General features: G+C 41.1%; 13 protein-coding genes. 7 read left to right on the forward strand and 6 right to left on the reverse strand.

What is annotated here, in order from left to right:
- Window positions 1-164 precede the first annotated feature (164 nt).
- The 3 genes from AB5935_RS13530 to AB5935_RS13540 all read left to right on the forward strand — a co-directional run bounded on the left by AB5935_RS13530 (window position 165) and on the right by AB5935_RS13540 (window position 2,866).
- On the forward strand, window positions 165-1,517 hold the full coding sequence (locus AB5935_RS13530) for an MATE family efflux transporter (RefSeq protein WP_368327456.1): 1,353 nt from the start codon (window positions 165-167) through the stop codon (window positions 1,515-1,517).
- A 35-nt stretch (window positions 1,518-1,552) separates the two neighbouring features.
- Complete coding sequence (locus AB5935_RS13535) at window positions 1,553-2,137, forward strand: Crp/Fnr family transcriptional regulator (protein WP_007831010.1); 585 nt, start codon at window positions 1,553-1,555, stop codon at window positions 2,135-2,137.
- Between the two features lie 189 nt (window positions 2,138-2,326).
- The gene (locus AB5935_RS13540) at window positions 2,327-2,866 is read left to right on the forward strand and encodes a beta-class carbonic anhydrase (protein ID WP_007843492.1); all 540 of its coding nucleotides are present in this window, start codon (window positions 2,327-2,329) and stop codon (window positions 2,864-2,866) included.
- 124 nt (window positions 2,867-2,990) lie between these two features.
- Here AB5935_RS13540 and AB5935_RS13545 read toward each other — a convergent pair whose 3' ends face one another.
- Both AB5935_RS13545 and AB5935_RS13550 read right to left on the reverse strand, forming a co-directional pair.
- Window positions 2,991-4,406, reverse strand: coding sequence for a Gfo/Idh/MocA family protein (locus AB5935_RS13545; RefSeq protein WP_007831013.1), 1,416 nt, complete (start codon window positions 4,404-4,406; stop codon window positions 2,991-2,993).
- Window positions 4,407-4,687: 281 nt separating this feature from the next.
- Window positions 4,688-5,659: a hypothetical protein gene (locus AB5935_RS13550; RefSeq protein ID WP_038611510.1), complete on the reverse strand. Its 972-nt coding sequence runs from the start codon at window positions 5,657-5,659 to the stop codon at window positions 4,688-4,690.
- Between the two features lie 758 nt (window positions 5,660-6,417).
- Here AB5935_RS13550 and AB5935_RS13555 point away from each other — a divergent pair.
- The 4 genes from AB5935_RS13555 to AB5935_RS13570 are packed head-to-tail and all read left to right on the forward strand — an operon-like array spanning window position 6,418 to window position 8,501.
- Entirely contained in the window at window positions 6,418-7,098 is a 681-nt protein-coding gene (locus AB5935_RS13555) for a zinc ribbon domain-containing protein (RefSeq protein WP_007831021.1), read from the forward strand.
- Between the two features lie 5 nt (window positions 7,099-7,103).
- Window positions 7,104-7,448, forward strand: a complete 345-nt coding sequence (locus tag AB5935_RS13560; protein WP_007831023.1) for a DUF3795 domain-containing protein — start codon at window positions 7,104-7,106, stop codon at window positions 7,446-7,448.
- 2 nt (window positions 7,449-7,450) lie between these two features.
- Window positions 7,451-8,068, forward strand: coding sequence for a DJ-1/PfpI family protein (locus tag AB5935_RS13565; RefSeq protein WP_007846893.1), 618 nt, complete (start codon window positions 7,451-7,453; stop codon window positions 8,066-8,068).
- A gap of 4 nt (window positions 8,069-8,072) precedes the next feature.
- On the forward strand, window positions 8,073-8,501 hold the full coding sequence (locus AB5935_RS13570) for a hypothetical protein (RefSeq protein ID WP_007831026.1): 429 nt from the start codon (window positions 8,073-8,075) through the stop codon (window positions 8,499-8,501).
- 865 nt (window positions 8,502-9,366) lie between these two features.
- Here the strand turns inward: AB5935_RS13570 and AB5935_RS13575 are convergent.
- The 4 genes from AB5935_RS13575 to hutI all read right to left on the reverse strand — a co-directional run bounded on the left by AB5935_RS13575 (window position 9,367) and on the right by hutI (window position 13,404).
- Window positions 9,367-9,867, reverse strand: a complete 501-nt coding sequence (locus tag AB5935_RS13575) for an NUDIX hydrolase (protein ID WP_007831028.1) — start codon at window positions 9,865-9,867, stop codon at window positions 9,367-9,369.
- Window positions 9,868-9,984: 117 nt separating this feature from the next.
- Window positions 9,985-11,481, reverse strand: coding sequence for a histidine ammonia-lyase (gene hutH / locus AB5935_RS13580; RefSeq protein WP_007831029.1), 1,497 nt, complete (start codon window positions 11,479-11,481; stop codon window positions 9,985-9,987).
- A 34-nt stretch (window positions 11,482-11,515) separates the two neighbouring features.
- Entirely contained in the window at window positions 11,516-12,139 is a 624-nt protein-coding gene (locus AB5935_RS13585; protein WP_007831031.1) for a cyclodeaminase/cyclohydrolase family protein, read from the reverse strand.
- 20 nt (window positions 12,140-12,159) lie between these two features.
- On the reverse strand, window positions 12,160-13,404 hold the full coding sequence (gene hutI, locus AB5935_RS13590; RefSeq protein WP_007831037.1) for an imidazolonepropionase: 1,245 nt from the start codon (window positions 13,402-13,404) through the stop codon (window positions 12,160-12,162).
- Window positions 13,405-13,409 lie beyond the last annotated feature (5 nt).

Below are 13,409 nucleotides of genomic sequence, written 5' to 3' on the forward strand. Positions count from 1 at the left end.
GAGCTAAAGAGGCGTTGCTTTTTGTTTAGCGGGTGCAAAGGTAAGAATATCTTTTAAAAGAACAAATTTTTTCATAGGAAAAATTGTTGGAAATTACCATTTGGTAATTTTTACTCCGAAATAACGCTCTATCTTTGCATCCGCTAAACAAAAAAGTGAAGTTTATGAAGGATAGTATTGATTTTGGTAGTATGGAAATTCCGAAATTGTTTCGGAAATTGCTGATACCTACTGTGCTGGGGATGGTATTTTCGGCTGTGTTTGTGATAACAGATGGTATTTTTGTAGGTCAAGGGATAGGTAGTGACGCATTGGCGGCAGTGAATATTACTGCTCCTTTGTTTTTGATAAGTACAGGTATCGGATTGATGTTTGGTGTTGGTGCATCGGTGGTGGCATCTATTCATTTATCTCAGGGACAGTTGAAAGCTGCCCGTATCAATGTGACGCAGGCTGTTGTGGTTTCTTCTTTGTTTTTGGCTGTGTTGTGGGGAGTGGTATGTTTGTTTGCTCCACAAGTAGCTGTGTGGTTGGGAAGTTCGGAACGACTGTTGCCTTTGGCGGTGGAATATATGTATTGGTTTTTGCCTTTTCTGGTATTTAGTGCTTTACTAAGTTCAGGGATGTTCTTTGTCCGTCTGGATGGTTCTCCTAATTATGCCATGTTGTGTAATGCTATTCCGGCAGTGGTGAACATTCTATTGGATTATGTATTTATTTTTATTTTCAAATGGGGAATGATGGGGGCGGCGCTGGCTACCAGTCTGGGCTATATTTTGGGAGCCGGAATGATTGTAGTTTATTTAAGTCGCAGAAAAAATGTGATTCATTTTTGCCGGGTGAAACTTAGCAAGAAGAGTGTGCGGCTCACTTGGCGCAATGTAAGATATATGTGTCATTTAGGAGCTTCCACCTTTTTGTGCGAGGCGGCCATAGCCTGTATGATGTTTGCAGGTAATTATGTGTTCATTCATTATTTAGGCGAAGATGGAGTGGCTGCTTTCAGTATTGCCTGTTATTTCTTTCCCATTATATTTATGGTATATAATGCTATAGGACAATCGGCTCAACCCATTTTAAGCTATAACTTTGGAGCGGGCGATGCCATGCGGGTACGCTCCGCTTTCCGTCTGGCACTGGGAACGGCCGTGACCTGTGGACTTGTGTTTTTTGCGTTAACAGCTTTGTTCAATCATCAGATTGTGGCTATGTTCATTGATCGTTCTTATCCTGCATACGATATTGCTGTGGCGGGACTGCCTTTGTTTGCGTCTGGCTTTATTTTTTTTGCTGTAAACATTGTTTCCATTGGCTATTTCCAAAGTGTAGAGCGGGCACGTCCGGCTATGATGATTACAGTTTTGCGTGGGTTTGTTTTTATGGTACTTTGTTTATTTGGCTTGCCGTTGCTATTGAAGGTGCCAGGGATATGGCTGGCGGTTCCTTTGGCGGAAATACTTACTTTTTTAGTGATAATGGCGATTTATTATCGTAAACATCAGTGGGTTCGCAGATGATTTTTTACCTTTGTGGTAATTAATCGGGTGGATATATGGATGCATTCATACAGAAGTTTTGTGAGAAATATAGTTTGCCAATAGCTTTGAGCTTGCAGTTGTTGGATAATATGGAGAAGTTCACTTTTCGTAAAGGAGATTTTCTTGTACAGGAAGGCGGGCGGAACTCAAACTTCTATATTGTAAGTAAAGGAATCTGGCGGGGGCATTACCTTAATGACGGGGTAGATGTTTCCGTCTGGTTTGCTTCTGAAGGGGAGGCCATCTTCTCGTCATGGGGATATGTGGAAAATACAGCTTCGTTGGTTTCTATCGAAGCGATGTGTGACAGTGAACTTTATGGTATTTCGAAGGCAAAACTCGAAGTATTATATGCCGAATCTGTTGAACTGGCTAATTTTGGAAGACGATTGTTCGAACAGCAGCTTTTAGGGCTTGAAAGTTGGATGATAACGGGAGGAAGCCCCCGGGCCAAAGAACGTTATCTTACTTTGTTGGAAGAGAATCCGGAACTGTTGCAGTATGTACCTCTGAAGCATATCGCTTCTTATTTATGGATTACCCCACAGTCGTTAAGCCGTATCCGTGCCGAATTGGGGAGAAGGAAAAAAGACCAATGACAATTTTAGCATTTACGGGGTTGGTTTTTTCGTATGGAAACGCATTGCTCTCTTAGCTTTTTCTTGTATGGTTCATCCTTGCCTTGATGGATGGTAGAAAAGTTGGTATCCGATAAATATTTATCTTAAAAGTGTCATTGCATTTTATTTTTGCGTAAGTTTGTAGTGAATCCTAAAAAACTTATGGCAATGATAGATGATATTTTAGAGTTTAACAAGAAATTTGTTGAGAGCAAGGGGTATGAGAAATATATTACCAACAAATATCCTGATAAAAAAATAGCTATTCTTTCTTGTATGGATACCCGATTGACGGAATTGTTACCTGCTGCTTTGGGCATCAAGAATGGTGATGTAAAAATTATCAAGAATGCAGGTGGGGTTATCTCGCATCCGTTTGGTAGTGTAATCCGTAGTCTGATGGTGGCTATTTATGAGTTAGGTGTAAAGGAAGTTATGGTTGTTGCTCATTCTGATTGTGGGGCCTGTCACATGAATAGTAATGAGATGATAGAACACATGAAAGCACGTGGCATCAAGCAGGAAACCATTGATATGATTCGTTTCTGTGGTGTAGATTTTGGAGCATGGTTGGATGGTTTTGAGGATACGGAGAAATCGGTGAAAGGGACTGTACGGGCTATTATGGAGCATCCATTAATACCTGAAGATATTATGGTGAGGGGATTTATTATTGATTCGGTGACGGGTGAACTGACAAAAGTATAAAATGTGAGCTTTTTTATACAATCATGTTCATGTGACTTTGTGCATTATAAGAAAGAGAGGTATTTCTGCCCGATGCAGTATGTACCTCTCTTTTTATGGAAGTCTGTATTTATTTCATGTCTTTTTATTGAGCGAAAGCATGATGATATCCATCCACTTTGTTCCAATTGCCACGGGTAAAGTCGGGTACGGCAACAGGTGCATTTCCGTTTTCTATAGAAAGACGGGTCAAGTCGGCCATACAGCACCATTCTGCTAAATCATAAACGTCCATGTCCAGAGGAAGTCCGTTGCGCAAGCAATATACCAAGCGATAATCCATAATGAAGTCCATCCCTCCATGTCCACCTATTTTCTTTGCTGTTTCTTCTAATTCTTGGTGGATAGGATGTTTGTATTGGCTCATCAAAGTTTCTTTTACTTTTTCGGGAACAGCCGAGTGCATACTCAGATTTTCGTGATCGGGTATGCTGGTGCTGTCAATTTGATCCGGGCGGAAACAATATTGCTCGATGGGATATTTGTTGGCAAAACCTTTGGTACCGGTCAGCTGATACATACGGCTATAGGGACGCGGATTCATTACATCATGTTGTATGTGGATGGTTTTGCCGTTTTCTGTGCGGATAAAAGTCATGGTATGGTCGCCGTTTTGGAAATCGGGTGCTTCTTCTTTCTGATATTGTTTTACCAGCTCGGGACCGGTTACAGCTTTGGTGTCCATGGCTACCAGTGTCTTCATGCGGTCACCGCGGTGAATGTTGAGCAATTGGCAGGCAGGACCTAGGCCGTGTGTGGCATAAACGTCTCCACGGAACTCCCGGTTGTAGTCCAAACGCCAGTTGTTCCAGTAATAAGGCCAGAATTCTTCCAGATTATGGATGTATGAACCTTCTACATGGAGCACTTCGCCGAAAAGACCTTTTTGTGCCATATTTAATGTCGTCAGTTCGAAGAAGTCATAAACACAGTTTTCAAGTTGCATACAGTGTTTACGGGTCTTTTCGGAAGTATTGATAAGTGCCCAAATTTCATCCAGTGACATGGCGGCAGGTACCTCGATGGCTGCATGTTTTCCATGTTCCATGGCATAGATACCCATTTCAGCATGGTGTTTCCAGTCTGTTGCAATGTATACTAAGTCGATATCGTTTCGCTCGCACAGTTGTTTCCATGCATCTTCGCTGCCAGAGTAGAGGGCAGGGGCTTCCATACCGGCGTTAGTTACAATTTTTTGTGCTTTTTCCGCATTTTCAGGCAATAAGTCGCAAAGAGCGACAATTTTAGTTCCCGGTATGTGCGTCCAACGTTCTACCGCACTGGGACCACGCATACCCAAACCGATGAAACCTACACGCACAGTGTCAAGTTTAGGAGTTATTAGTTCGATTACATCCTGTTGTCCCGCAGGACGTTCGGGAACTGGAACTTCAAGAGGTGCATACTCTTTTGTTGCAGTTGTTTCTTTGGGAATTGGGGTACAGCCGGCGAGGCATAATAACGCTATACCGACGAAGAAGGTAGATAGGTTTTTAATCATGGCTCTATTAATTGAAATTTATAGGTTAATAGTAGATGGTTGCAAAAATAGGAAATATCGTTGGAAAAACCTCATAAAATCGGCAGATTGCAGCAACTAAAATTGATTATTAAGAAGTTAGTGGCAAATCGGAGAAATTGGGAAGATGGTATAAAACGGTCTTAAAGCGGATTGCAGCAGGAAAACGGTTTCCTAGCCGTTACCCGAAAGCAATGCAGATTTAACACACTCCATTTCGTTTGCGGCATTCTGCGTAGGTTTGCTTATCAAGAGATAATTCGTTAATTTATTTCACATAAAAGTTTTATCGGAAATTTTACGTTTCTAAATATTTCCATGTGTCTATCTATATCATTTAAAATATCTTCAAATCTCTCAAGATTCGATAAATAGTCATAACCTCCCGACCTGTTAAAGTTTTCTTTTATTTTTAATTTGCCAATAACTTCAAACTTGTCTTTCATAAGTGTCATATCCTTATGAGTAACTAATTTAAATGGAAATCCAAAAAAGAACTCTTTTTTTCCTTCAAAAATTTCAATGGAATCATTGCTATAAGTTCTTTGCCTTTGTGCTTCTGTCAGTAGTATGGCATTGTGTGTATGATAATCCCAAAGTATGTCGATTTTGGGTTGTTGCTTTAAGATTTCTTTTCTACTCGGTCTACCCATTAGGTGTCCGACTATAAATTCATCTTTTAACGTTTCAATTGTTGGTTTTTGTTTTCCCTTGTAGGTTGTAAGTACAAAATCATAGGTTATTTGTGATTTTTCTTGCGTGATTTGTGCACAAATTATAGCACAATAATTGTTGTCTGAAAGTTTAAAGGACAGAACATCATTTGATTCAAAATATAGATTTTTTACAACTCTGTATTTTTTTCTATTTCTAACTTTTTTGTTTGGTGCAGATATTTTTTCTAAAAATCGGTCAAGGACTTTTTGTCTTTTTTTGCCTTCCTTTTCGTCTACATCTTTTGTCCAAAGATTTACACCTGCTTTGAGTTCAATAACTCGTTTCACTTCATTTAAGATTTCATCAGTCAGTTCTCCGATTTCCCAAAATGCCAAGGCGTAAGCTGTAACAAAAATTTCGTGATAAAAATCCGTTTCATCTCCATAATCTTCTTTTATGAATGGAATTTCTTTCTTAATTATTTCAGCACTTGCTCCATTATCATACAATTCCATTATATATTCATAGGTGTCGTGTGCTAAATCTCCATCAATTATTTTTACTCCGTCTGTTGCCATTTCGATTTTATGTTTTTACTATCCCGCTTGCCGATAAATATACGCACTGAATTATTTAAAATACGCAATGCGTAAAAAGTATATTGCAAGTGCGAAGAGTTATCTCCCCCCCCCAAAGGTACTAATTCTTGGGGATACAGACGTTGTTTTCCGTGTGAAACTAATATCAACTTACTTTGCTTTCCTTGATTATCTTGAAAAACATAATAAAATTTATGGAACTTTCCTTATGTGGAAAAGCTACTGCCGTTGATTGACTTCTGCCGGAACATATTGAGATTCTCGGAAAAGGTATTTTCAAATATGTGTGAACGATGTTCCACTTGTGCAATGGTTCAGGCAGAATGCGAATGAATGGAGGAACGGTTTGGGGACTGCATCTACTAAACAGGATAAAGAACTGAAAATATAGAATGCACCCTAAATTCTATTCCAAAAGTAAATAAAAGCATTAGAAGATAAAAGATTATCAGAAAAATTTCCGACTTTTGTAGTCGGATAGAGGCAACTCTTTTCAAAACATACGGGAAAAAAAGAAGCGTTATGTTTATCTTGTAGGTTGGAAACGTAGGAAATTTCGGACTTGGTACAAGGGATAGCATAGTGGTTCTCACGCCATAGCGTGGGCTGCTATTATCATATCTGTGCCAAAGGTTTCCTACGACCTCCAACTTAGACGTGGTAGCATTGCAGTTCCACGCTCTCGCATTTTATAACCGCCTATAAAGGGACTGATAGGCATCGAATAGAATACATATATGGAACAACAGTTTTGTCAAAGTTGTGGTATGCCCCTAACTGATGAAAACAGAGGGACAAATGCCAATGGGAGCAGTAGTGAGGATTATTGCGTGTATTGTTACAAAAAAGGTGAGTTTACCCAAGATTTCACAATGAGCCAAATGATTGAGTTCTGCCTGCAATTCTTAGACCAATGGGCTGTGCAGACCGAATGTAAGTTGAGTCCCGTACAAGCAAAGGAACAAATGCTTCAACACTTTCCCTACCTGAAACGGTGGAAAGAAAAAGATGAACGGACACTAACGGAAAAGGCAACCCACTTGCTTGCCCAATGCGAAAATGTGACCATCGCATCCATTGATGCCGACGGTTATCCGCGACCTGTGCAGATGTCCAAGATACATGCCAAAAGTTTTAACGAAGTCTGGATGGCGACAAGTGTCGGCTCCATGAAAGTGAATGATTTTAAGGCGAACAACAAGGCGGGTCTTTGCTATGACCATTACGGGGATGGCGTTGCCCTGCGTGGTACGGTAGAAATTATTACGGACGATACTATCCGCAAGGACATATGGCAGGACTGGTTCGTTCATCATTTTCCCGATGGACCAAGTGATCCCAATTATGTGCTTCTACATTTCATGGGTACGGAAGCCACCTTTTGGATAAATGGCGAATTTTCTCACTCCAACATCTGATATTTATGAAAACTATTGCACCTGATAATAAAAACATAGCCGCTTGCGGTCTTTATTGTGGAGCCTGCCGTAAGTTCTTGGCGGAGAAATGTTCCGGATGTAAACCAAATAAAAAAGCAACTTGGTGTAAAATCCGCTCATGTTGCCAAGAAAACAAGTTTAATACTTGTGCTGAATGCTCCCATGATGTCAGGGAATGCAAGTTGTTTTCCAATTGGATAAGCAAAGTATTTGCATTTTTGTTTAATTCTGACCGTTCTGCTTGCATTAGCTATATTAAGGAACAAGGTGAACAAGCCTTTGCCGAAGAGATGACAAAACGTAAATGTCAAACCATCAGAAGAAAATAAATATGAAGAACGAGGTGTTATATCTATTGTTAAATAACTATGCTGACCATGAAGCCGTGTTCCTAGCTTCGGCTATTGCGTGTGATGAACGTAGTATAAAAGAAAATCCCAAATACATGAACAAAGTCGTAGCTCCTACATTGGATGTTGTACGCTCATGCAGTGGTTTCCATACTTTACCCGACTATTCTTTTGAAACGATGCCTAATGATTATGCCGCTTTGGTGCTAATTGGTGGTTTCGGCTGGTTCGACGAACTGGAAGCAGATAAAGTCGTGCCAATCGTTCGCCGTGCCATAAAGAAGGGGATTATCGTAGGAGCTATCTGCAACGCTGCTTCTTTCCTTGCCAAACATGGTTTCTTAAATGAGATAAAACATACGGGAAATGGTTTGGAACAGCTACAATTATGGGGAGGAGGCAATTATACCAATAAGGCAGGTTATATGAATGAGCAAGCTGTATCGGACAAACGCATTGTTACGGCAAATGGCACAGGTTACTTGGAATTTGCTAAAGAGTTGTTGTTATTGCTGGAGAATGATACCCCTGAACAAATAGAAATGTTTTACTGCTTCAACAAAGAAGGATTGGTAAAGCTGTTCAGTCAATTACCTTGATAGTATGGATTTGTCAGATTGGTTCAAAGGTTTTGAGAAAGGTATCGCTCGACTCTCATCGGAACAACGAGCAGCCTTCTTTTCAGAATGTAGCAAGAATTGCGTGGATGGTGGTGTGCTTTCCATTTACAGGAAACTCTACAAGGATGCCAATGGAGATATGGATGTTTTCTTTCAGATGGCAGATGAATTGCCGGGAGTAAAAAGCGAGATTGTAGAGAAAGGTCGTGTCTATCATCTTATTTTCTTGGAATGTACTTGTGGCTTGTGTAAAAAAGGATATGTCACCACACCTTTGCTTTGTGAATGTTCACGTCAGAGTGTTCTTTATTCTTTGCAAAACCTTTGGAAAGAACAGAAATTTAGAGTAACACTTTGCCATTCTATTTTGCAGGGTGGACAGAACTGTAAAATAAAAATTGAATTGATATAGGATACTATTCTACCGCGAATCATGCAGCAGGTAAAAAGAAAATGAGTTCATCTTTCTTTTTGCCTGCTATATTTTACTATATTTGCATCTGTAAGAGTTACCCAAACCAGCAAAGTGATGCAGATCACGGTAATTAGGATGGTTGCCAACTCATTATCCTAAAATGAGGTGAATTTTCTAACTCTCTTGATTTCAAAGAGGTATATTCTTTTTGAAGAAATACAATATATTTTTAATGTTAGTGTATTGCTTGTCGGATAAATTGATTTCACTTATACTGTATTTATAACAAAAAAGCAGTCTTGAAAAGTCAAGACTGCTTTTTTGTTATAATTGTAATTCAATTCCCTCAATCAAAAAGTACGGTTCTTATTTAGGTCTATAACCATACATTAATGCGGCATTAATTTCAATAGCCCTCATATATTCTTTGAAAATTTTTTTTACTCTTTTCATCCTGCTATCCTTTTTTAAAACATTAAAAACTAATCTTTTGTACCTTTTACTTTGTATCGTACCCCCAAGCACGGAGGGCGTCATTTCCCATATCTTTGAGACCTGCTTTGATGATCTCTTTCAATTTCTTCATAATGTTATCCTTTCTTTGATTAAAAAAATAGGGTTATTTTCTTACTTAATCCCTATACCCCAAGCTCTTACTTCGTTTTCACCCATTAGAGCAAGGGCTTTCTTAAAAATACTTTTTACCTTTTTCATAATCTCGTTATCCTTTCTTTTTATGTTTTACAACACAAAATTATACTGTTTTGTTCTAGATTGTATTCTGATAAAGATAAAATGTATGCGAAAATGGCAAATTCTTGATGCAGGTCAAGAATTTGCCATTTTTGATTAAAAAACTATTTCAGAAGCCTAGCTTCTTAAATTCATTTTCAAAATTAGGTGTAAATATTTCTTTTCCAATATTGCTCCTGATCTCTTCTAGTGACCAAAAACGGCCGCCATCCAGTTCCTCGCTGGGAATAATGAGACCGTCATAAGTGGTTTTATGCGAGAATACCAATTCTTTTTCCCGGGTGGATTCGAATACATAGCTAGTCAGTAATTCGGGAGTAAAGTCGGTGATGCCCAGTTCTTCTTTTACTTCACGTTTCAAGGCTGTTTCCACACTTTCACCCAAATCTATGTGTCCGCCTACGGCTGTGTCCCATTTGCCTGGCTGAATATCTTTCCAGTCAGGACGCCTTTGCAAATAGAGTTCGCCTTTACTGTTGAATACATGCAAGTGGACTACCGGATGTAGCAATTTACTTCCATTATGACATTCTCCACGGGTTGCAGCTCCTGTTATGTTTCCTTGTTCATCTACTATAGGAAACATTTCTTCTTTATTATCATAATTCATCTTCGCTATTTTTTGTTACTGCAAAGATATGAATTCGGACTCGGATTATATGGATCTTATAGTTTTTAATAGTAAAAAGGGATGTGAAATCTTTATAATCCGATTCCGAAATGCCGTTTAATAATTTACTTGATGCCGTTTTAAAAAAGCTACTGTTTTATGTATTTCCTTATACATCACAATATCTTCTTTTATAAAAGGTACCTCGTTGCGGTAGGTGGCGAGAAACTTCTCAATAAACGGTGAACTACGGAGCGGACGGCGGAAATCTATACCTTGTGCGGCGTTCATCAATTCGATGGCAAGTATATGTTCCAGATTATCCATCACTTTGTAGAGCTTGGTGGCGGCGTTGGCTCCCATACTTACATGGTCTTCCTGTCCGTTGCTGGATACTATAGAGTCGCTACTGGCGGCATAACAGTACATTTTATTCTGGCTTACCATGCTGGCAGCCGCATATTGGGGAATCATGAAACCGGAGTTAAGTCCCGGATTGGCAACTAGAAATTCGGGCAATCCGCGAAGTCCCATAATGAGTTGTGCCACACGCCGTTCGGATATGTTTCCCAGTTCGGCCATAGCAATGGCAAGATAATCATATACCAATGCCAGGGGCTGTCCGTGGAAGTTGCCACCTGAAATGATAAGGTCTTCATCGGGGAAGATAGTGGGATTATCGGTAACTGAATTTATCTCGGTCAACAGTACTGAAGCTACGTGGTTGATGGCATCTTTGGTTGCACCATGAACTTGTGGGATGCAACGGAATGAATAGGGGTCTTGTACGTGTTGTTTGGGCTGTACGATGATTTCACTGCCTTCCAGCATTCTTCGGAATGCGGCTCCGGTTTCTATCTGGCCTTTATGCGGACGCATTTGTTGGATACAATCCATGAACGGATCGATGCGGCCGTCAAAGGCTTCCAGGGAGATGGCGGCAATGAGGTCGGCTTTCTTGGAAAGACGGAAGGCTTTGAGTATGGCATACACTCCGTTGGCACTCATAAACTGGGTACCATTGAGCAGAGCCAGTCCTTCTTTGCTTTTCAATTTGACTGGTTCCCAACCAAACTCATCAAGCACGCTGATAGCTTCGCAGCGTTTGCCTTTATAATACACATCGCCTACGCCGATCAACGGAAGGAAGAGATTGGCGAGCGGGGCAAGATCTCCTGAGGCTCCCAATGAACCGCGGTCATAGACAATGGGCATTACATCGTTATTGAAAAAGTCGATAATGCGCTGTACAGTGATGACTTGTACGCCACTGTGTCCCAAAGAAAGAGCATGAGCTTTTAATAAAAACATCAGCTTCACAATGACATGGGGCATTTCTGCGCCTACACTGCAAGCGTGGCTTTTTACCAGGTTCTCTTGCAAAGTACTCAGTTCATCGGAAGAAATATTACGGTTGCACAGGCTGCCGAATCCTGTAGTGATGCCATAGAGAGGGACATCGGATTCCTTGATCTTTCTGTCCAGGTAATCCCGGCATTTCTGAATCCGGTCTTTAGCTTCGGGAGCCAGTTCCAATTTCAGATTTTCATTAATAATACGTTCGATGATGTCAAAAGTGAGGTCACCCGAACCTATTTGATATACATTCTTCATGGTCTGATTCTTTTTTTAACCGCGGAGGTTGGGATTAAAACATGGTTTTCACATAGTCCAGTATTTTCTGTTCTTCGGCAATGGTCGTCTGTTCTATCATATCGGCCTCTTCGCTCATCTCTTTGACGAATTTTTCGTCTTTGATAGAAGTGAGGTTGATACGTACATTCAGCAAGGCTCCCAGAATGGCAGTCCGGGCACACATCATGGACACGCAGGCATCGGTTACAGCGTTGCTGTTCCCTTTTCTGGCTACCACATCAATCATGGGCAGAATGGAGTGGACGGTACGTGCCACCTCCATAGGCACTTGGGCGGCATATTTGCTTTCCTTCTGTATGGTTTCACTGCGGATAGCCTTTTCTTCATCCGTTTCTTTTGGAAGTTTGAATGCGGAGAAAACACGGTCGTATGCTTCTGAATCACGGTCTACATCGGTTATCAGCTGGCGGGTGAGTTCTTCGAAACGAACAGAAAGATCTTCCATAATTTCGTTCACTTCTACATATTTCTTGCGGCCTATGGTAAGATTGGCTACCATAGCTGCCAGTGAGGTGGCAAGGGCTCCATTGAGTGCTGAAACACTGCCGCCACCGGGGACAGGATCATTACTGAGTACTTTATTGATAAATTCTTTGATGGTAAGTTCTGTTAACATGGCTATTAGTATTTAATTGGTTAATTTGAATTTAGAATACGTCCTCCTTTGATGGTCAGCTTGACTGCGTTCATACCTGTATAATAAGGTAATATATGGGGGGTGTCGGTTCCCAGTAAAACAAAGTCTCCCTGTTTTCCGGCTTCTATGCTTCCGATGCGGTCGGCGCGTCCGAGAGCTGCCGCACCGTTCAGTGTGATGGCTGTGATAGCCTCTGCAACGGTCAGTTTCATATAGATGCAGGCTAGAGCAAAAGTCAGCGGGATGGAACCGGAGAAACAACTGCCTGGATTTAGATCGGTGGCAAGGGCTACGGCACAGCCGCTGTCTATCATTTTCCTGCCACGGGCGTAGGGCTCTTTTAGTGTAAAGGCAGTTAGTGGCAATAGAGTGGCTACTACATTATTTTGTGCCAAAGCTTTTATGCCTTCATCGGATGCTTGCAACAGATGGTCGGCGCTGAGGGCCTTCAATTCTCCTGCCAGTTCTGCTCCTCCAAAGCTGACAATTTCATCAGCGTGCAACTTGGCACCGAAGCCTAGAGCTTGCGCAGCTTTCAATAACTTTCGAGACTGATCTACAGTGAATACCCCTTTTTCACAGAAAATATCGCAATTTTCGGCCAATTGTTTCTGATGAATCATGGGCAACATTTCGTTAATCAGAAAATCAATATATGCGTCACTTCGCCCTTTGTATTCTTCGGGTAAGGCGTGAGCACCTAAAAAAGTGGTGGCAATATCTACTTTCCGGTCGGGACATTCATTGATAACTTGCATGACACTGAGTTGTTTCAGTTCTGTATCACGATCCAGACCATATCCGCTTTTTCCTTCCACAGTGGTGACCCCCATCCGGCTCATGGTATCCAGAAACCATTCGGCTTTATGTTTCAGTTCTTCAAAGGAGGCTTCCCGGGTGGCACGTACAGTATTGATAATGCCTCCGCCACGTTCCATGATGCTCATATAACTGTCGCCGTTGAGCCGCCAGATGAATTCGTCGGGGCGAAATCCTCCGAAAACCAAATGGGTATGAGAGTCAACGAATCCTGGCAACAATACATTCCCTCTGGCGTCAAGTACTTTATAGCCGGGCTTTTCATGGCTTATACGGTTTTCGCCAACATAGGTAATAATACCGTCGGTTATTCTTACCGTTCCGCAAGGAATGTTGAGAAGTTCGTTCATGGCTTCTCCTTTCCGGGCGGTTCTGCCTTGCGGAGTAACGATGTGGGCATTGATGATAATCAAGTTGTTGCTCATAACTT

This window comes from Phocaeicola sp. RTP21198st1_B8_RTP21198_201120, from assembly GCF_040929485.1.
Lineage (GTDB): Bacteria > Bacteroidota > Bacteroidia > Bacteroidales > Bacteroidaceae > Phocaeicola > Phocaeicola dorei.

Coding starts and splice junctions, on each gene's coding strand:
- AB5935_RS13530 (WP_368327456.1), top strand. CDS start 165: ATGAAGGATAGTATTGATTTTGGTAGTATGGAAATTCCGAAATTGTTT.
- AB5935_RS13535 (WP_007831010.1), top strand. CDS start 1,553: ATGGATGCATTCATACAGAAGTTTTGTGAGAAATATAGTTTGCCAATA.
- AB5935_RS13540 (WP_007843492.1), top strand. CDS start 2,327: ATGATAGATGATATTTTAGAGTTTAACAAGAAATTTGTTGAGAGCAAG.
- AB5935_RS13545 (WP_007831013.1), bottom strand. CDS start 4,406: ATGATTAAAAACCTATCTACCTTCTTCGTCGGTATAGCGTTATTATGC.
- AB5935_RS13550 (WP_038611510.1), bottom strand. CDS start 5,659: ATGGCAACAGACGGAGTAAAAATAATTGATGGAGATTTAGCACACGAC.
- AB5935_RS13555 (WP_007831021.1), top strand. CDS start 6,418: ATGGAACAACAGTTTTGTCAAAGTTGTGGTATGCCCCTAACTGATGAA.
- AB5935_RS13560 (WP_007831023.1), top strand. CDS start 7,104: ATGAAAACTATTGCACCTGATAATAAAAACATAGCCGCTTGCGGTCTT.
- AB5935_RS13565 (WP_007846893.1), top strand. CDS start 7,451: ATGAAGAACGAGGTGTTATATCTATTGTTAAATAACTATGCTGACCAT.
- AB5935_RS13570 (WP_007831026.1), top strand. CDS start 8,073: ATGGATTTGTCAGATTGGTTCAAAGGTTTTGAGAAAGGTATCGCTCGA.
- AB5935_RS13575 (WP_007831028.1), bottom strand. CDS start 9,867: ATGAATTATGATAATAAAGAAGAAATGTTTCCTATAGTAGATGAACAA.
- hutH (WP_007831029.1), bottom strand. CDS start 11,481: ATGAAGAATGTATATCAAATAGGTTCGGGTGACCTCACTTTTGACATC.
- AB5935_RS13585 (WP_007831031.1), bottom strand. CDS start 12,139: ATGTTAACAGAACTTACCATCAAAGAATTTATCAATAAAGTACTCAGT.
- hutI (WP_007831037.1), bottom strand. CDS start 13,404: ATGAGCAACAACTTGATTATCATCAATGCCCACATCGTTACTCCGCAA.